Consider the following 17,985-nt stretch of genomic DNA (forward strand, 5'->3'; position numbering starts at 1 on the left):
GGTGGCGTTTCCCCTCACCAACCCTCTCCCTCAAGGAAGGGGGGTTACAGCAACGGGGTGACCAGAAGCGCGGTGAACAGCAAAAGACCCAGCGACAGCCAGCGGTAATTTTTGTACCACGGCACGCCTTTCAGCGCGGCGCTTTCGCGATCCCAGACGGCGCGGGTGAAGACGAGCGCGCTCACCGAATCGTTCGGAGCCGGGCGCAACAGGCTGCCGGTAATCAAGGCGCCGGCGCTGACCATGAAGATGACAAACGCCGCCACCAGAAAATGCAGTGGCAAGATACCGACGATCTCTATACTTACAAACAGCCCCAGGCTGAGCGTCGTGCCGACTATCAGTGCACAGGCCGCGCCATAGGCATTGGCGCGCTTCCAGAACAGCCCCATCAGGAACAGGGTCGCCACCGGCGGCACGAAATAGGCAAGCATGGCCTGAAGATAGTTCCACAGCGTGTCCTGAATGGCCCCCAACATGGGCAGCCACAAAATCGACAGGGCCATAACGCTGAGGATGGCCAGCCGCCCGGCCAGCAGCAACCGCGCCTCCGAGGTGTGTGGACGAAGCGCTTTAAGGAAGTCGAGCGTCACCAGTGTCGCCGCCGCATTGTAGTTGGAGGCCAGAGACGACAGGATGGTGACCAGAAACACCCCGGCGACGAGCCCCACCACACCCGCCGGCAACAGGCTGAAGGCCAGGGCGAAAAAGGTCTGATCCGGGGCTTCCAGCGCGGGGAACAGCAGCGGTGCGCACAGACCAGGCACGACCAGCAGCCCCAAAGTCGTCAGCTTCAACCCACCGGCAAACAGGCTGCCCCAGCGGCCATGATCGAGCGATTTGGCCGCCAGCACCTTCTGCACCATGTACTGATTGGTGCACCAGAAATAAAAGCCGATGAGCGGCAGACCGGTGACCAGGCCCGTCCAAGGCAGCACATCATCCGTAGCCGGACGAACCAGATGCAGCCGTAAGGCGTCGGCGTGGGCGACCACTGCCTGCCAGCCGCCGACAGCCTTCAGCGCGAGGACGCTGATGACCGCACAGACGCCGATCAGGAAGAGCGCCTGCACCGTGTCAGTGATCAGCACGGCGCGCAAGCCGCCGGCGACGAGGAACAGTCCCGCGCAGAGCGAAAGGAGCGCGCCCACCTCAAACAGGCTCAACGCCGGAAAGAGCAGCCGGAACAACAGGCTGCCCGCAAACAGCAGTCCTGCCGTATCGACGAACGTCATCAAGGCGATAGACAGCCCCGACACATAGGTGCGTGCAAAGCGGCCATAGCGTTTTTCAAGGAACTCCGGGACCGTGAAGACGCCGGAGGACAGATAGGTCGGCAGCACGACGGCACAGAACAGGGTAAGGACCAGCACCGCCACCCAGTCGTAATTATAGACGCTGATCCCATGCGCGTAAGCCGAGCCGGGCACCCCGATCAGGGCCGAAGACGACAGGGTAGCGGCGTAGAGCGTGAAGCCCACTACTGGCCAACGCGCCTGACCCGCCGCCAGAAACTGCTGCTTCAGCGTAGTGATCTTCAGCCGCGACAGAAGCGCCAGCGCCACCAGCCCCAGCACATAGGCCGCCGCCACGCCAATATCGATGCTGTTGAGGTGAAACTGAGTCACGGCCCGCCCTTTTTTAGAAAGTTTAGTCCATGCTGAGACAAAGAGGTATCCACTTCCGTGCCGGACGCAAAAAAATGCAATCCGGCTTTGCGTCATCCAACAGGCGCAGGGACATCGGATCGGGTGTAAGTTAGGCACTTAAAAAAGCCGGTCAGCAGGGCTGACCGGTGGAAGAGGCGGATGGGCTGTGCGTACGACCTCAGCCCCGTGCGGGCAGAAACCTCGGATTTCGCAGCAAAGCCGCGGAGATCAGTGAGACCAGCACCCCGACCGGGAAGATTTCGGCGAAGGTCATGGGCAGGCGATAGAGCGGGTCGGCATATTGCGTGGCAAAGGCCGCCATATCCTTTGTCAGGCGGGCCAGTTCAGCGGCGCTGGCCCCGGCGGCGCGTTTTTGAGCGATCACCTCGCGGCCATAATCAGCGGCAAAGTCAATGCCCGACACCGCCAGAGCCGCTTCCCACGACAGCACGTAGATCACCCCGGCAACCAGACTAATGGCTAGTCCCATGCCAAAGGCCGGCCAGAAGCGGATGACCCCGCCGCCTTCGACATCCCGGCGGCGCTTGATGGCGACAAACACCGCCGAAAGGGCAATCAGCATGGTCGTATAGCCAATGGCCATGCCCCAGGGCATCGGCGGATGGCCTTTCAGACCGACGGTCATCAGAAACAGGGGCACGCCGACGATCAGACCGGCTATGCCGCCAAAGACAAAAATGGTGCGCAACATGCAACAGCTCTCCTGTGAATGGATCCACTGATCTGAGGCGGTTCAGCGGCTTTGCACAATCGCCCAAAAGGATGATTTCGGGTGATCTGTCCGTTTGTTTTACTCAATCAGCCCGAGTTCGCGCGCTTTGCGTACCGCGTCGGTCCGCCGCGTCGCCTGTAGCTTGTCATAAAGGCGCGCCACGTGGGTTTTGACGGTGTGGGGTGATACGGAGAGCTTGCGGGCGATCTCCTTGTTCGATTGTCCGGCCGCCAGTTCGTGGAGCACCGTCAGCTCGCGCGCGCTGATGCCCAGCGCCGTCTGGGCCTGCGGGTTGCCGTTGAAGGGTTGGGTCGGGAGTGCCCGGAACAGCCGGTTGCCCACAAACACGCCCAGCGCCAAAAAGCCAGCCGCCACCAAACCGATATAGAGCGTCTGGGGTGCCCGGCGCACAAGCGACTGATAGTCGAGCCATTGCAGGCCGACCGCCCCCAGCGCCAGCAGGGCTCCATAGAGCATCACACGTTTCCACATAGCCGTGTTCTATCACGATTTCAACGAGGAGCGAAGTCTGGGGTGAGCGAGTCGCGAGGAACAAGGCGACAAGGGTGGACCCTCCCGGTAGTCGCCCCGCCATTGCCTCCGCATCGGCGGTCCGATCACCGCCTTCGGCGGCTCGTGCGGTCCCGTTGCTGGCGCTACGTTCCAAAAAGCCGCAGAGGTATGAAATAGCTGAATACGTATTCACGTCCGGGGCGGGTTTCGCCAGGGGCGGCGGCACTGTACCAATAGGGAAAGAGTGTAAAAACGCACCGCCGCAGAGGTCCTCTTCTGCCGCCAACGGTGCGTGTTCAGGGAGTGACCTTATGTCCAAGCGCCTCATCGCATCGGTAAGCCTGTGCGCCCTTCTGGCCGCCGCTGCCGCCGCTGCCGCCGCTGCACAAGACAGCGAAAAGCCGAGCAATACCGCCCACACACCCAATCAGGTCGTCTCAACCGACGCCACGGATGGTCCCGCTGAGGCCTCGCCTTGGGCGGCGGCGACCAAGCAGGGCATCGGTGCGTCCTATGAGGCCTACAAGAACCTGCAGTATAGCGACAAGGCCACCACCGGCACGGTGTCGAAGGTGTGGTTTTCGCTGGCCAACGGCGTGGTGTCGGAAACCATGTATGGCCTGATCCACGAAGCGCAGATCCGCGACCTGTCACTGGTCATTGCGGGCGACGGCTGGGTGGCATCGGAAGCCGCCGACACGGTGTCACACATCGACTATCTGCATAAGGACAAGGCAGGGCGCCCGCTGTCGCCCGCCTATCGCCTGACCAATACGGACAAGCTGGGCCGCTTTGTGGTCATCAAGGACGTTTTCACCGACCCGGACCATCAAACCCTGATGCTGCGCGTCACGGTCAAGGCGCTGAAAGGCACTGTGACGCCCTATGTCGTGCTGGATCCCTCGGTCAACAACACCTCTGGTGATGATCAGGGCGATGCCTCAAAGACCGCCCTGCGTGCCTTTGACGGCCACCACGCCCTGTCTCTGCGCGCTTCGGTGCCCTATGAGGCTGCCAGCATCGGCTTTACGGGCAAGGATGCACTGATTGGTCTTTTAAAAGACGGCAAGCTGGGCGCGTTGAACGCCACTATCAATGAAAAAGGCAATATCCGTGCCGTCGCGGCCTTCAATCCGGTGAGCACCTCGTCGACCTTTGAGCTGGCGCTCGGCTTTGGCAAGGATGTCGCCGCCGCGGATAAGGAAGCCGCCGCGACACTAAAGGCCGGCTACGCCACGGTGCTGGCGCGCTACAACGGTCAGGGCAAGGCAGTCGGCTGGGAAGACTATCTCGCCTCGCTGAGCGAATTGCCCCGCCTGACGGCCCAATCGACCGACAATGGAAAGCTGCTCTACGCCTCGGCCCTGATGCTCAAGGTGCAGGAAGATCGCACCTATGCCGGGGCGCTGATTGCCTCCCTGTCGAACCCATGGGGCGAAACCGTCTTCGCTAAGCAGTCGGCGACCGGCTATAAGGCCGTTTGGCCGCGCGACTTCTATCAGGTGGCGATGGCGATGGCGGCACTGGGGGACAAACAAACGCCGCTGGCCGCCTATCATTACCTGCCGAAGGTGCAGGTTGGACCCAACACACCGGGAAATAAGGGCGACGGCGGCTGGTTCCTGCAAAAGGCGCACGTCGATGGCACGCCGGAATGGGTGGGCGTGCAGCTCGATCAGACGGCCATGCCGATCATGCTCGGCTGGAACCTCAATCACCGCGGCCTGATGAGCGACGCCGATCTGAAGGCTTCGTGGACGTCGATGCTCAAGCCCGCCGCCACCTTCCTCAAGGATGGCGGTACAACGCATATCGGCTGGAACAACGCCAAAATCACCCCTCCCTATACGCAGCAGGAGCGCTGGGAAGAACAGGAGGGCTATTCGCCCTCCACCACCGCCGCCATTGTGGCCGGGTTGATCGCCGCTTCTGACATCGCTGCGCGCTCTGGCGACACCGATATGGCCGAAAAACTGAAGGCCAGCGCCGCGGATATTTCTGCGATGATCGAGGCCCGCATGGTGACCACCACCGGCGCCATCAAGGGCGGCAAGGACACCTACTATATGCGTCTGTCGCGCTCGGACGACGCCAATAATCCGGGCGTGCAGGACGAACGCAATGGCCGCAAGGGGATGCGGGGCGACCTCATTCTCGATGGGGGCTTCCTGGAGCTGGTGCGCTATGGCGTGCGCCGCGCCGATGACGCCAACATCGTCCGCTCACTGACTTTCCTTGATGATGAGACACTGCCGGAGAACCTGCGCGTCAAGTACAGCTTCCGTTTCAAGGGCGTCGAAGGCGCCTTCCCCGGCTTCCGTCGTTATGGCAATGACGGCTATGGCGAAGACGAGACGACAGGTGCCAATTATGGCGTGCTGGGCGGCTCGACCCCGGGGCAGCGCGGCCGCGTGTGGCCCTTCTTCACCGGCGAACGCGGCCACTACGAACTGGCCCGCGCGGCGCTGAAAAACGGCGGTGTGACGAATACGGACAAAACGCGCATTCGTGCCACATACGTGCGCGGTATGGAGCTGTTTGCCAATGAAGGCCTGATGCTGCCAGAACAGGTATGGGACGGCGTCGGCGTCAAGCCGGCGGGTTATGAGACGGGCGAAGGCACTAACTCGGCCACGCCTCTGGCCTGGACCCACGCGGAATATGTGAAACTGCTGCGCTCTCTGGCCGATGGTCAGGTGTGGGACCGCAACCCGCTGACAGCAGAGACGTTTGCAAAGTAATGAAGTCCGAAAGTTGAACCGCTCTTTCTCCTCCCTACGCCCCCGGCGTGGGGAGGTGGCATTTGGGGGGGCGGCGAATGGTGACGCGGGGGCAACGGACTGCACGCGCTCCTCTGGCCTTGGTTATCAAGCCAGCGAGCCGCGACAGATAGCGCTCTTGATCTGCCTGGGCTCGCCCCCTAAGACCTGCGCATGGAAATCACCTTATTTCAGGCCATTGGAGGTGCGAACGGCGTCTCAGCCCTGTGCCGCCGCTTCTATCATCTGATGGACACCCTGCCCGAAGCCGCGCGCTGCCGGGCCATCCACCCTGCCGACCTGTCAGGCAGCGAGGCAAAATTCTACGACTACCTGACCGGCTATCTGGGCGGGCCGCCAGTCTACGTCGAAAAGCACGGTCATCCGCGTCTGCGCTCGCGCCACTTCGGTGCAGAGATCGGCCCGCTTGAGCGCGACGAATGGCTATTGTGTTTCAACCGCGCCCTGGACGAGACCATCGCTAATCCGCGCTTACGCGACCTTATCCGCGAACCCGTCGAACGGCTGGCCTTCCACATGCAGAACAAGGCATAGAAAAACCCGGCTCCTCACGTCAACGGCCGAAAATGCTGAGGGCATCCGGCCGTCGATAACTCGGGGCTGTCTTGTATGTATCAGCGACTTGAGACACTTATGAAAAAGAATACCCAGAGTCATTTGAAATGACTCTGGGTATGCGCCAGTTTACGTGTTCAGGTCGCTGTCTGGACGTTACTTGAGGCTTAGCGGCAATGGCACATTGCGGCCACTGCGGTTGACCAGCAGCAGGATCGAGGGCCGGTTGGCGGCCTTCATATCCACGACGATCTTGTCGAAGTCGGCACGGTTGGCCACGGGCAGGTTGTTGGCGCGCACAATGACGTCGCCGGCCTTCAGGCCCTTTTTGGCCGCATCCGAAGTCGGCTCAATCGCCGTAACTACCAGACCACTCACATCGGCTTCGATACCATAGGTCTTGCGCGAGGCCGGGTCGAGCGGCTTGACGCTCAGGCCCAGCACCGGGGCGCCGGTTTCCGGCGTCGTGGCCCCGCCATTGAGCACCTTGTTCAGTTCGTCTTCGCCAGGGCGAAGGGCCGCGACAATGGTCAGCTTGACCATCTTGCCATTACGGAACACCTCGATTTCGACCTTTTCGCCGGGGCGCACGTCGGCCACGTTGCGGGTCAGGTCGGTATTGAGCTTGACCGTCTTGCCATTGACCTTCTTGACGATGTCGCCGACTTGGACGCCACCCTTGGCCGCCGGGCCGTCCTTGGTGACGTCGGCGATATAGGCACCGTCCTTATCCGGCAGGCTCAGGCTTTCGACATATTCATCCGTGACGGGAAGTATCTGCACGCCGATATAGCCGCGCTCGACTTTACCGCCCGCCATCAGCTTGCGCGCAATAGCCGAAGCCGTGTCGGCCGGAATGGCAAAGCCGACGCCGGCATTGCCGCCCGACGGCGTGATGATGGCCGAGTTAACGCCAATGACGCGCCCGTTGAGGTCAAAGGTCGGGCCGCCGGAATTGCCGCGGTTAATGGCGGCGTCAATTTGCATGTAATCGACATAGCCCTGCGCGCCGTCCGGACGCCCAAAGGCCGAGACAATGCCCGCCGTCGCCGTACCCGACAGACCAAACGGGTTGCCCACAGCGATCACCCAGTCACCGACGCGCGGACGCTGATCGGTTTCAAACTGCACAAAGGGGAAGTTCTTGCCTTCGACCTTGAGCACGGCCAGATCGGTGGCCGGGTCGCGGCCGATCACCTTGGCGGTCAGCTTCTGTTCGTTGGTCAGGACGACGGTGATTTCGTCAGCCCCTTCGATGACGTGGTTGTTGGTGACCACATAGCCGTCGGCTGTGATGAAAAAGCCCGAACCGGCCCCGCGCACTTCGCGCTCATTGCCCTCCCCTTCGCCTTCGTCCTGCGAAGGTGGCTCGAAGCCAGGGATGATCAGGCCGTTGGGCACTTTCACCTTGCCCTTGGTCTCGATCGAGACAACAGCGGGCGATACCCGCTCGATGATGTCGGCAAACGACATGGGCGCGCCCGCAGGCGGCTTCACCGGGGTTACGGCCGCTGTCTTGATCAGGGTCGATCCGTCATAGCCGCCCAGTCCGGACACCGCCGCACCCGCCACCGCTGCGCCGAGCATGAGGCCACCGGCCACGCCCGCCACCAGGCCCTTGTTCTTCTTTATCGAGTTAAGCACGTTCCCCATGGGTCTTCGTCCTGATTATACGCTGTTACGGTCAACATAGGCATTTTGAAGCCGCAAGCCAGTGTTTTCACGCGGGCTTACCATCTTTTAATCCGTCTCAGAGCCGTTACGGCCCTCAGATTTTTGTTTGTCGCGTACGAGAGCCAAAACGGAGTTCGGCGAGGCCAAAACCGTTTCACACTTTTCGGAATGCCCTTGAATGCAACCAAAGCGGTGCGGCAAAATCGTGGCTTAGATCCCGCCTTATTTGTGACTATCAGCGTCACGGTTCAAAAGCGCGTCCAGTCGTGCCTGTTCTTCGGCACTTAGGCCGGGGGCATCTGGCTCAGCTTCGTTTGCGCTTTTGCGGCTGCCTGTGGCGAGAAAGATCGCTCCGCCGACCAGCAGCACTGCCACCGGCAGGCCCCAAAGCAGGCCGGTCGCCAGTGAAAAACGCGGTCGGAACAGCACATAGTCGCCATAGCGAGCGCGCAATATGTCACGGATATCGCTGTCGCTTTTACCCTCTGAGATATGAGCGCGGATGTCGCGGCGCATATCAGCGGCGATATCGGCCCCGGAATCGGCAATCGACTCATTCTGACAGACGACGCAACGCACTTCGCGATAAAGCGCGCGGGCGCGCTCATCCTGTTTCTTGTCCGACAGGGTTTCACCAGGTAGAACGGCCCCGGCCACCTGCGAAAACGCGAACAAGGTGATGAAGAGGGCCCGAATGGAACTTCCCAGGACCGGTTTATAGTGAGAACGCCTCATCCCTTTTTGCCCCGATTGGCTAGCCCCAGCCGCAGGCGACGGTCACACAGCGACAAAACCCCGCCTATGGCCATCAGCAGCGGCCCGAAGAAGATCAGCCTCGCCCAAGGATTATAAAGCGCGCGCACCTGCCAGCCATCGGGGGACGGTTCGCCCAGCACAAAATAGAGATCGTTCAGCGGCTGGAAACACAGGGCGACCTCGGTCGTCACGGTTGATGAAGCCGGATAGAATCGGCGCTCCGGCAGGGCTTGACATACGGACTTGCCACCGCGACGGACATTGAGGACACCGCGTTCTGCCTCATAGTTCGGCCCGACCACGCTCTTGATATCGCTCAGGCGCACCTCATAGGCTCCCACGCGCAACGCCCCACCAACGCGCAAATGATCAACGGCGCTGAGTTTCGCCTGGGTTTCGACCACCGCCCCCATCACGAATAGGCCGAGCCCCACATGCGCGAGCACCATGCCATGCGTCGCCAGCGGCAGGGCGCTAAAGCGACGCAGGCTCTCAGAAAACGGCACCTTCAGAAGGTGCGTTCGCTCCTGCAAAACCCGCCACGAGCCGAGGATGACCCAGCCCCCCAAAAGGAAGCCAGTACCGATGGAGAGGACCTTTTTCGCCTCGCCGTTGCCCATCAGTACCGCGCCCAGTACGGCCAGAAACAGCGAGATCCCGCCCGCCAGGGCCAGCCTCTGACCCACAGCCTTGAGGTCCCCGCGCTTCCACGCCATCAGGCTGGCCAAGGGCAGGATGAGCATTGCCACCGACATGGCCGGCACAAAGCTAAGATTATAGTAGGGCGTGCCAACCGAAATCGTCTTGCCTGTCAGGGCTTCCATCAGCAGCGGGTAAAGCGTCCCCAGACAGACGGTGGAAAGCGCCACGAAGACCAGCAGGTTATTGAGCACGAGGGTCGATTCGCGGCTGACCGGCGAAAAGACCCCTCCGGAACTCAGCGTCGCGGCGCGGAACACATAGAGGGCAAACCCGGCCCCGGCGGTAATGAAGAGGATGGCCAGCAGCAGGATGCCGCGCTGCGGATCGACGGCGAAGGCGTGCACGCTGGTCAGAACGCCGGAGCGCACCAGAAATGCCCCCAGCATGGAGAAGGTAAAGGCCAAAAGCGCCAGAAACACAGTCCAGGATTTCAGCGCGTCGCGCTTTTCCAGCACAATGGCCGAATGCAGCAAGGCGGTCGCCGCCAGCCAGGGCATGAAGGAGGCGTTTTCCACCGGGTCCCAGAACCACCAGCCACCCCAGCCGAGCTCATAATAGGCCCAGAACGAGCCCAGCGCGATGCCGAGCGTCAGAAACACCCAAGCCACAAGTGTCCAGGGCCGAACCCACCGCGCCCATTCGCGCCCGATACGCCCTTCGATCAGCGCGGCCACAGCAAAGGCGAACACTACCGAAAACCCGACATAGCCGAGATAAAGCAGCGGCGGGTGAAACGCCAGGGCCGGGTCCTGAAGCATCGGGTTGAGCGATTGCCCCTCATAGGGAGCGGGGTCAAGACGGGCCAGCGGATTCGAAGAAAACAGCGTGAAACCGCAGAACAGCGCCCCCAGAAGCCCCTGCACCCCCAGCACCTTATGTCGCAGGCCGGACGGCAAACCTTGCCCGAATAAGGTGACCAGCGCGCCGTAGCTGATCAGCACCATGCACCACAATAGCATCGAGCCTTCATGGCTGCCCCAGGCACCTGAGATCTTATAAAGCAGCGGTTTTAGCGTGTGCGAATGCTTGGCGACGTTGGAGACTGAAAAATCAGATGTGACAAAGGCGTGGAGCAGGGCCGCAAAGGCGAGCACGCATGCTACGGCAGCGGCCAGCGACAGGCCTTCGCTCCAGCGCGCCATGCCGCGCAGGGGACGCCACGCCGCACCCGCCACACTCAGCGCCTGAGCCAGCGACAGGAGGAAGGCCAGCCCGAGACTGAAGGTGCCCAGTTCCGCGATCATTTCGCCTCACCGAAGGGTTTGGAATCGGGTTTGTCGGCGCTTTCCGGCCGCCACTCGCCTTGCTCTTTGATCGCCTTGACGACTTCCCGGGGTAAATAATTCTCGTCATGTTTTGCGAGCACGGTTTTGGCCTCGAAAACGTCGGCGCTGACACGCTGCCCTTCGCAGACCACGCCCTGCCCTTCGCGGAATAGGTCAGGCAGGTCGCCCTTGAAGCGCACGGTCATTTCGGCCTTCTGGTCGCGCACCACGAACGTCACTTCGCCGCCGGCGCCCTTGACAATGCTGCCCGCCTTAACGAGGCCGCCAAGGCGCATCGTTCGGTGAAGCTCGGCCTTCGCCTCGTAGGCCTGCGCCGGGGTGTAGAAATAGACGACCTGATCCCTCATGGCGAACAAGGCAAGCGCCACACCGGCTATCAGGATCGGCGCGGCGATGAGAAAGATCATCAGACGCCGACGCGCCTTCATGGATTTGGGAAGGAGGCTCATGATAATCTCCGGCTAGCCCCTTTTACGGGGAGAGCGGCGCGGTAAGAGGCTGGTGATGGGCCACTCCAAAACCCTACCCTGCGAGCGCAGTCCCCCTTCCTGTCCGCCGGGAGGTATAGGTGTGACGTGTTCCTCATTGCGCCCCCACCGGCTGGTCGGCCCTTTGCACGATATCGCGTGCAATGGCGGGACGATCCGAATACAGACGATCCAAGGTCGCAAGTACCTGCTTTTCGCCTTCGACATTTTTCAGCACCCGATAGGAACGCAGTAAACGCGCCCAGCCGTCGGGATCTTCGGGATTTTTAGCGAGCCGCGCCTCAAGGCCCGCCACCATACCAGCGATCTGCGTCTGAACCGTCGCCGCTGTCTGCGCCGAGCGATCAAGCGCGGCCAGTTCAGCCGCCACGGTCTTCTGACGTCCATCATCGGCAGCCAGCTTCGACTGCACCACGCCATAGAGCCGCCGCGCCTCTTCATAGCGGCCATCACTGCTGAGGATACGCGCCGAGTAATAGAGCGCCGTGAGTTCGTCACCGTCGCGAGTCAGGGCCTCGGCAAAGGCGGCGCGCGCCTCCCCATTGCTTTGCCCCTTGTTGAGAAGCGTCAGCGCCTCGCCCAGATTGGACCAGCCAACCGCGGCTTCGGGAGCCAGTTGCGTCACGCGTTTGAAAGCCTGCGCCGCCTCGTAATAATCACCCGCCACGACCTGGGTCTGCCCCAGTTGCAGCCAGAAGGCCGGCTTGTCGCCATACTTGCCCGCCAACTGTTGAAGCGCGACCGCTGCGGGCTTCGCCTCCAGCGTTTCCGGGGCGGAGTTGAGCGTCTCAACCCACCCTTTGACGCGCGCCGCATAGGGCTGATCCGGCAAGTCGGGCTTGCCTAAGAAAACCGATAGGCCAATCGCCGCCACGGCGATTGCGACGGCCCCAATAAAACCGATGCGCGGATCGACGGCTGCCACTTCACCTGTCTCTTCGACGCGCAAAAGCGCGCGGGCCGCTTCGGTTTTTTCTTCCTGGGCCAAGGTCGCGTCGACGTAGCCTGACGCGACGCGACGATCCAGATCGGCGACAAAGGCTTCGTAGCGGCCCCGCGCCTGATCCAATGCACTTTCCGGCCTGCGGCGCAGCCATGCGACCACCAGCCCCAGAAGGGTGGCGCACAACAGTGCAGCGGCAAGCGAGAACAGCAGCATACTCGTCAGGGGCGGCGGGTTGACCGGAACGGACGCACCGGGAGTGTGTCATAAGCCCGTTTTCGTGCGCTTAGGCAACCGTTTTTGGTGCCCGGAACACGTCGGCAGCCGCGACACGACGTCGCGCAAGGTTGGCCTTGTTTTCTCCCAAAAGCCCCTCCATCAGGGCAATCACGCGCTCAAAGCAGTCCATCACCGCCTGCGCGTCAAACGGATCATCGCCCACCGCGACGCCGAGCACGACGGTGAAATATGCGTCCATCTGAATTTCGGCCGCTTCAACGGTTTTATTGAGCAGGCTGAGATAACCGCCCTGTGCGGCGGCCGGACGAACCTGATTTATAAAGGCTACGGTTTGCAGCGCGGCTTCGGCCTGAGCCGGTTTCGGCCCGCTATAGTCGGGCACCTCACGCGTTGCCCGGCCAAAAATGCGCTCGGTCTTCAGCGGCAGGGCCTGCGCGATTACCTTTTCCACGCCTTTCAGACGCTCTTCCACCAACCCATTTATGGTCTGGTTGATCGCCATGACGCGCTTGCCCCATGGCCCGTCTCGCGTCAGTTCGATCGATTTTTGCAAACTGCTTATGAGACTCAGGCACTGAGCAACCCACCCCCCGGCCTCGCCCAGCAACGACGGGTCACGCCGCCGCATAAGCCCCGAAAACACCTTCACCCGCTCCTCGGCGGCGAGAAGCACCCGCTCCCCAAAGCTCGCCAGTTCGGACTCGCTCAGGAAGCGGTCATTTGCGCCATCGGAGACAACAGCGACAAATTTGAGCACAAGCGTCGCGTCATCCATATTGGCCAGAAGGGCTTCAAGGAAACGCACCCCGCCTTCCCCGTCCGCCGTCTTTCCCGATGCATCCTTAAACATCAGCCGAATGGCCGCCGCCTTATCTGCGTCAATACGCCCCATCCACTCCGGCAACCGCGCCAGTGCTTCGCGCAACAGACGGTGCAGGTCGAGATAGGCCGCAAACTCCTCAAGCTCGTCTTGGTCCTCACCCGCCGGCAACACCGTCTCAGGTCGCTCACGCAGAATAACCGCCGCGGCATTGATCAGATGAAAAAAGGGAACGGGTACGGGCTCGCCGTTTCGGTGGCTGTGCAGACTGCGTCGCGCATCCGCCACTAAGGCGGGCTCTTCGCGCTCCAACGCTCTCCACAGACGATCAAGGAGCCACTGCGGAAAGATAACGCCTTCCATACCGTCTTCACGCGCCAAAAACAGAGGCACGAATGGGCGAAAGACCTGTTCTTTGAGGAGATGCGAGTCAAGCTGACTTGCCACGAGGTCGCGCACTGCGCTCAAAACGGCATCATTAGTCAGGCTCAGACTGGTATTCAATTGACGGAGAATGTGTACAGGCAAGGTTTTCACCAGCCCGCTGACCGCGCTCAGCCGTTTCTCCGATAACCCGCTCATATTTGACTGCCATATTGAAAGCCAGCGAAGTATGAAAGGCGCGTGGTTAATATTTTCTGACCCAAAACGATGTTATTCAGCCTATAAAATTTGCTGGAAGGATAACAACGCATTTCAGGCCACCCATCCCTGACCGGTCGAAGCTTAAGCGTCCACCATAGGCGCGCACGAGTTCATCAACAATCGACAGGCCCAACCCCGAACCGGGCGCCGATTCGTCGAGCCGTGCCCCGCGTTTGAGGACTTCCTCATAGCGTTCGGGCGGCATCCCCGGCCCGTCGTCCTCGATCAGCAAAGTCATACCGCTCGCCTCGTCTTCCAGCGTCGCCGTGACGCGTACGCGTCGCTGACACCAGATGCAGGCATTTTCCATCAGATTGCCGGCGATTTCCTGAAAATCCTGCTTTTCGCCCCGAAAGGCCAAATCTTCGGGCGCGCGCCAGTCGATGGTCACGCCCTTGTCGCGGAACACCTGCTCCAACATGACCGCCAGTTCATCCAGCACCGGCTCAACCGGCGTGCGTTCGCCCATGTTTTGAGCGCGCGCGGCGGCCCGTGCACGGCGCAGATGGTGATCGACTTGCGCGCGCATCAGGGCGGTCTGCTTACGGATGGTGTCAGCCAGAGGCGCCGTATCATCACCTGCCGAGGTGAGCAGCACCGACAGCGGCGTCTTGAGTGCGTGGGCCAGATTGCCGACGTGGGTGCGCTGACGCTCGACCACGTCCTGCCCGTATTCTAGCAAACCGTTGACCTCGTCGGTGACCGGTTTGATTTCAGCCGGATAGGTGTTGAGGAGCCGCGTCTGCTTACCTTTGCGGATATCGTGCAGTTCGTCGGTCAGGGCGAACAAAGGCCTAAGCCCGATGCGCACCTGAAGATAGATAGCGATCAGCGAGCCCAGCGCCAGCACGATAAGCGCCCCGCCGGTGATCATGGCGAACTGCCCTACATTGCGATCGACCTCCGAGCGGTCTTCAGCGGCCATAAACACAAGATTGCGCCCCTGAATACGCAGATAAACCGTGGCCTGCCGTAACGGCTGATCCCGCGGGCCCGTGGCATTATAATACTGAAGCTGCCCCGTCGTCTTGTCGAGCGTCCTGGGCATTTGCAGCACGCGCTCGGCCAGCGAGCCCGACTTATAGACGGCCATCACGCGGTCTTGTGTATCCAGCTCAACGATCTGCCAGTAGAGGCCGGAATAGATGTCGTCGGTACGGATGATATAGAGTTCAGGGATGCGGATGCGCCCGTCTTTGTCGAATTCGGTGTGCGTATAAAGGTTGCGCACAATGTCCGAAATACCCGCCTGAAAGCGCGTCACTGAGGTGTAATTGAAGAAGGCGGTAAGGCCTGCCGAAATCAGGATCAGCGAAAAGATGAACCAGATGGCGGCCAGCCGGATCAGCCGCCCGGCCAGAGACCCGCGCCCGGAAATCAGTACGCGGATGAAGCGTTTCAGATGGGTCAGGACGGCTGTCAAATCGCTTCCTAATTATGCCTGCCCCGTGAAGTGGGGTCTAGCGCCACGAGCGTAACGCTTTGCCAGCGATCGGCCCTCACAAACGGCCTCAGCTAGGGGAGACAATCTAAATCTGGCTGACTTCATCGTGCAGCGGCTTGAGGCGATATCCGAGCCCGCGCACGGTCTCGATGCGCTCAGTACCTATCTTCTTGCGCAGACGGCCCATAAACACTTCGATGGTGTTGGAATCGCGGTCAAAGTCCTGATCATAGAGGTGTTCAACCAGCTCAGTACGCGAAATGACGCGGCTCTGGTGCAGCATCATATAATGCAGCAGACGATATTCCAGAGAGGTCAGGCGCAGGGGCTCACCGTTCACCGAAGCGCGCGCGGCGCGCGGATCAAGGCGCACCCCGCCACAGACGAGAAGCGGTTGCGCATGACCGGCGGCGCGGCGGACCAATGCGCGCAAACGCGCCAGCAATTCCTCGGTATGAAAGGGCTTCGTCAGATAATCGTCGGCTCCAGCGTCAAAACCGGACACCTTGTCAGACCATGCACCCCGCGCCGTGAGGATCAAAACCGGCGTTGCTTTGCCATCGCGACGCCATCTTTCAAGCACCGACACGCCATCAATCTTAGGCAGGCCCAAGTCAAGGATCACGCAGTCGTATGGCTCGGTATCGCCCAGAAAGTGGGCTTCTTCACCGTCGGGGGCATGATCGACCACATAGCCGGCATCCTGAAGTGAGGCCTTGAGCTGACGCGACAGGTCGGGATCATCTTCAGCAAGCAGAATGCGCATTACATCTTACTCATAGAGCGGTTGGCGAGATCGACGCGATAGGTCACGATGTTCGGACCGATCTGCACCTTAATGACAAAGGTCGAAGGGCCGGTCTGATTGCCGGAAACGTAGCGTCCGCCGGTGCGCTGCTCGACCAGCGTAATCGCGTCGTCGATGGAATAGCGCTGCTGCACAGTCAGTCGCTCGGGTTCATCGAAGCGTGGTCGCGCTTCGGGTCTCAGCGTCGTCTGGCGGACCTCTTCATGCGCCTGCGGCCAGCCAAAAGGGGCACGTTCGCGCGCTTCGGCGGCGAGTGGCAAGCCGATGAGCAGCAAGGCGGAAAGGGTCAGGATCGGTTTCATAGTCACTTTGTACAATTCCCGACCTGAACCTTATCTGAACAGGGCGCTAAGGAAAGCTTAAAATCGTCATTCCTCCGCTCCCACACAGCGCGGGTGGTGGCGATACTCTACTTTTTCTTCATCGCTGGATGGGTGGGCGTGTACGGGGATTGCTTTCGCCAGTCTTCGGTATAGGCGACAAAGTCGGGATCGACCTCGTCGGGCAAGGCGAGCACCAGACGCGCGAACAGGTCGCCACGCGCCCCGGTCTTGGCGTCATAACCCCCACGGCCTTTCAGACGCAGAATACCGCCAGAATTAGAGCCCTTGGCAATCGTTACATTGACCGGGCCGTCTGGCGTCGGGGCCTGCACCTTGCCGCCCAGTACAGCGTCGGGTATCGATACGTAGAGATCCATGTGCAGGTCATTGCCCTCAACACGGAACACACTGTGCGGCTTTAGGGACAATTCCACCAGCGCATCGCCATGAGGTCCGCGCCCATTGGGCGACGCAGCGCCCTGCCCTTTCAGACGCAGTGTCTGACCGTCCTTAGCCCCCTTCGGTATCGTCACGTCCAGTGTGCGGCCATCGGTGAGTTGCACGCGGCGTGTATTTCCAGCGATGGTATCCATCAGGTCGATATCGAGCTTTATCCGCAGATCGCTGCCCTTCTGAGCCTGCGAGCCGAACCCGCCACCCGGACCAAAGCCGGCACGCCGTCCGGCGCCTGAGCCAAAGATATCGAAAATGTCGTCGAGATCCACGCCGTCAAAAGACCCGCGCGCCCCGCCGCCATAGCCCTGCGACGCCCCGCCACCGAACCCTCCACCGCCAAAGCCGCCGCGATAGGTTTCACGTCCGTCGGCATCCATCTGACCCGCATCGAATTTCTTGCGCTTTTCCGGGTCTTTCAGCAGGTCAAAGGCGGCCGACACGCGCTTGAAGCGATCCTCTGCAGCCTTGTTATTGGGGTTGCGGTCCGGGTGCAGTTCCTTGGCCAGCTTGCGAAAAGCCTTCTGGATATCTTCCGCGCTGGCGCTACGCGCCACACCAAGCTCTGAATAGGGATCACCTGCCACGAAATGGAACCTCCGCCTGTCTCCACCCCTTCGTACCTCCCTGACTTGCTCGGGAGGGGAACCGTATGAATCGCGTTAGCGCGAGATACGGTGGGATGGCTCGACAGCTCAACTCAAATAATCGCTTAGCCGTTGGCGAAGGATGCGTCACAAGTCAAGTCGATAAAGACATCTCCAGCGCCAGGCCAGCACGGGATGTAGGGTCTTTGCGCACGATTTCAACCTGTCGAAAGCCGTCACAACCGATTCTGAAGCCCGCGGCCAGGTGGAGGCGTCACAGGTGAACGTGCCGTGCTCTGTCACCTCCCTTTTGATGCGTAGGTTTCCCTCGTAGATGCGCAAGCGATAGGCCTCAGCTCACATCGATCCCTCGTCGAGGCGCCCACCCGAATTGCGGTCAAGACCGTACCTCGAGGTCGTCAGGGCACGGTTTTAGCGTCGGATTCAATCCCCAACGTCGTGTTCGAAGCCGCCGACGCGGGCGCGCCTGCCAGGCCATGCGGGCGTGACAATCTCTCCTCGGCTGGCGAGGAAGGGACGAGATATAAAAATCAGAGCAGGATGAGCGTTTATAAAATCCTGACAA

At 61.0% G+C, this 17,985-nt stretch carries 15 protein-coding genes; 2 read left to right on the top strand and 13 right to left on the bottom strand.

All coding sequences use genetic code 11. The features are described from left to right. Positions 1–44: 44 nt before the first annotated feature. The 3 genes from ASTEX_RS09960 to ASTEX_RS09970 form a co-directional block, all read right to left on the bottom strand. Positions 45–1,628: a sodium:solute symporter family transporter gene (locus ASTEX_RS09960; protein WP_013479497.1), complete on the bottom strand. Its 1,584-nt coding sequence runs from the start codon at positions 1,626–1,628 to the stop codon at positions 45–47. A gap of 199 nt (positions 1,629–1,827) precedes the next feature. Then, positions 1,828–2,361: a DUF4199 domain-containing protein gene (locus ASTEX_RS09965; protein ID WP_013479498.1), complete on the bottom strand. Its 534-nt coding sequence runs from the start codon at positions 2,359–2,361 to the stop codon at positions 1,828–1,830. 99 nt (positions 2,362–2,460) lie between these two features. Continuing rightward, entirely contained in the window at positions 2,461–2,874 is a 414-nt protein-coding gene (locus ASTEX_RS09970) for a helix-turn-helix transcriptional regulator (RefSeq protein ID WP_041658620.1), read from the bottom strand. Positions 2,875–3,206: 332 nt separating this feature from the next. Here ASTEX_RS09970 and ASTEX_RS09975 point away from each other — a divergent pair, with 332 nt between their 5' ends. Together ASTEX_RS09975 and ASTEX_RS09980 are read left to right on the top strand one after the other, a co-directional pair. Continuing rightward, complete coding sequence (locus tag ASTEX_RS09975; RefSeq protein ID WP_013479500.1) at positions 3,207–5,636, top strand: glucan 1,4-alpha-glucosidase; 2,430 nt, start codon at positions 3,207–3,209, stop codon at positions 5,634–5,636. Positions 5,637–5,828: 192 nt separating this feature from the next. Next, positions 5,829–6,209: a group II truncated hemoglobin gene (locus ASTEX_RS09980; protein WP_013479501.1), complete on the top strand. Its 381-nt coding sequence runs from the start codon at positions 5,829–5,831 to the stop codon at positions 6,207–6,209. Positions 6,210–6,386: 177 nt separating this feature from the next. Here the strand turns inward: ASTEX_RS09980 and ASTEX_RS09985 are convergent, their stop codons facing one another. The 10 genes from ASTEX_RS09985 to ASTEX_RS10030 all read right to left on the bottom strand — a co-directional run bounded on the left by ASTEX_RS09985 (position 6,387) and on the right by ASTEX_RS10030 (position 17,399). Further along, positions 6,387–7,883, bottom strand: coding sequence for a Do family serine endopeptidase (locus ASTEX_RS09985; RefSeq protein ID WP_013479502.1), 1,497 nt, complete (start codon positions 7,881–7,883; stop codon positions 6,387–6,389). A 243-nt stretch (positions 7,884–8,126) separates the two neighbouring features. After that, positions 8,127–8,639 (bottom strand): cytochrome c-type biogenesis protein, encoded by a 513-nt coding sequence (locus tag ASTEX_RS09990; protein ID WP_013479503.1) that lies wholly within the window; start codon positions 8,637–8,639, stop codon positions 8,127–8,129. Continuing rightward, positions 8,636–10,606 carry a heme lyase CcmF/NrfE family subunit gene (locus tag ASTEX_RS09995; protein WP_013479504.1) on the bottom strand — a complete coding sequence of 657 codons (1,971 nt, stop codon included), beginning with the start codon at positions 10,604–10,606 and terminating at the stop codon, positions 8,636–8,638. The genes ASTEX_RS09990 and ASTEX_RS09995 overlap by 4 nt, the downstream gene beginning before the upstream one ends. Further along, on the bottom strand, positions 10,603–11,097 hold the full coding sequence (ccmE, locus tag ASTEX_RS10000) for a cytochrome c maturation protein CcmE (protein WP_013479505.1): 495 nt from the start codon (positions 11,095–11,097) through the stop codon (positions 10,603–10,605). The genes ASTEX_RS09995 and ccmE overlap by 4 nt, the downstream gene beginning before the upstream one ends. A gap of 133 nt (positions 11,098–11,230) precedes the next feature. Further along, the gene (locus ASTEX_RS19330) at positions 11,231–12,295 is read right to left on the bottom strand and encodes a tetratricopeptide repeat protein (RefSeq protein ID WP_013479506.1); all 1,065 of its coding nucleotides are present in this window, start codon (positions 12,293–12,295) and stop codon (positions 11,231–11,233) included. Positions 12,296–12,365: 70 nt separating this feature from the next. Then, complete coding sequence (locus tag ASTEX_RS10010; RefSeq protein WP_013479507.1) at positions 12,366–13,721, bottom strand: hypothetical protein; 1,356 nt, start codon at positions 13,719–13,721, stop codon at positions 12,366–12,368. 76 nt (positions 13,722–13,797) lie between these two features. After that, complete coding sequence (locus ASTEX_RS10015) at positions 13,798–15,207, bottom strand: ATP-binding protein (RefSeq protein ID WP_013479508.1); 1,410 nt, start codon at positions 15,205–15,207, stop codon at positions 13,798–13,800. Between the two features lie 106 nt (positions 15,208–15,313). Further along, positions 15,314–15,994 carry a response regulator transcription factor gene (locus ASTEX_RS10020; RefSeq protein WP_013479509.1) on the bottom strand — a complete coding sequence of 227 codons (681 nt, stop codon included), beginning with the start codon at positions 15,992–15,994 and terminating at the stop codon, positions 15,314–15,316. After that, complete coding sequence (locus ASTEX_RS10025; protein ID WP_013479510.1) at positions 15,994–16,338, bottom strand: hypothetical protein; 345 nt, start codon at positions 16,336–16,338, stop codon at positions 15,994–15,996. Before ASTEX_RS10025 ends, ASTEX_RS10020 begins: the two co-directional genes overlap by 1 nt. Before the next feature lie 107 nt (positions 16,339–16,445). Further along, positions 16,446–17,399: a DnaJ C-terminal domain-containing protein gene (locus ASTEX_RS10030; protein WP_013479511.1), complete on the bottom strand. Its 954-nt coding sequence runs from the start codon at positions 17,397–17,399 to the stop codon at positions 16,446–16,448. Positions 17,400–17,985 lie beyond the last annotated feature (586 nt).

The sequence above is a fragment of the Asticcacaulis excentricus CB 48 genome, assembly GCF_000175215.2.
GTDB classification, from domain to species: domain Bacteria; phylum Pseudomonadota; class Alphaproteobacteria; order Caulobacterales; family Caulobacteraceae; genus Asticcacaulis; species Asticcacaulis excentricus.

Coding starts and splice junctions, on each gene's coding strand:
- ASTEX_RS09965 (WP_013479498.1), bottom strand. CDS start 2,361: ATGTTGCGCACCATTTTTGTCTTTGGCGGCATAGCCGGTCTGATCGTC.
- ASTEX_RS09970 (WP_041658620.1), bottom strand. CDS start 2,874: ATGTGGAAACGTGTGATGCTCTATGGAGCCCTGCTGGCGCTGGGGGCG.
- ASTEX_RS09975 (WP_013479500.1), top strand. CDS start 3,207: ATGTCCAAGCGCCTCATCGCATCGGTAAGCCTGTGCGCCCTTCTGGCC.
- ASTEX_RS09980 (WP_013479501.1), top strand. CDS start 5,829: ATGGAAATCACCTTATTTCAGGCCATTGGAGGTGCGAACGGCGTCTCA.
- ASTEX_RS09985 (WP_013479502.1), bottom strand. CDS start 7,883: ATGGGGAACGTGCTTAACTCGATAAAGAAGAACAAGGGCCTGGTGGCG.
- ASTEX_RS09990 (WP_013479503.1), bottom strand. CDS start 8,639: ATGAGGCGTTCTCACTATAAACCGGTCCTGGGAAGTTCCATTCGGGCC.
- ASTEX_RS09995 (WP_013479504.1), bottom strand. CDS start 10,606: ATGATCGCGGAACTGGGCACCTTCAGTCTCGGGCTGGCCTTCCTCCTG.
- ccmE (WP_013479505.1), bottom strand. CDS start 11,097: ATGAGCCTCCTTCCCAAATCCATGAAGGCGCGTCGGCGTCTGATGATC.
- ASTEX_RS19330 (WP_013479506.1), bottom strand. CDS start 12,295: ATGCTGCTGTTCTCGCTTGCCGCTGCACTGTTGTGCGCCACCCTTCTG.
- ASTEX_RS10010 (WP_013479507.1), bottom strand. CDS start 13,721: ATGAGCGGGTTATCGGAGAAACGGCTGAGCGCGGTCAGCGGGCTGGTG.
- ASTEX_RS10020 (WP_013479509.1), bottom strand. CDS start 15,994: ATGCGCATTCTGCTTGCTGAAGATGATCCCGACCTGTCGCGTCAGCTC.
- ASTEX_RS10025 (WP_013479510.1), bottom strand. CDS start 16,338: ATGAAACCGATCCTGACCCTTTCCGCCTTGCTGCTCATCGGCTTGCCA.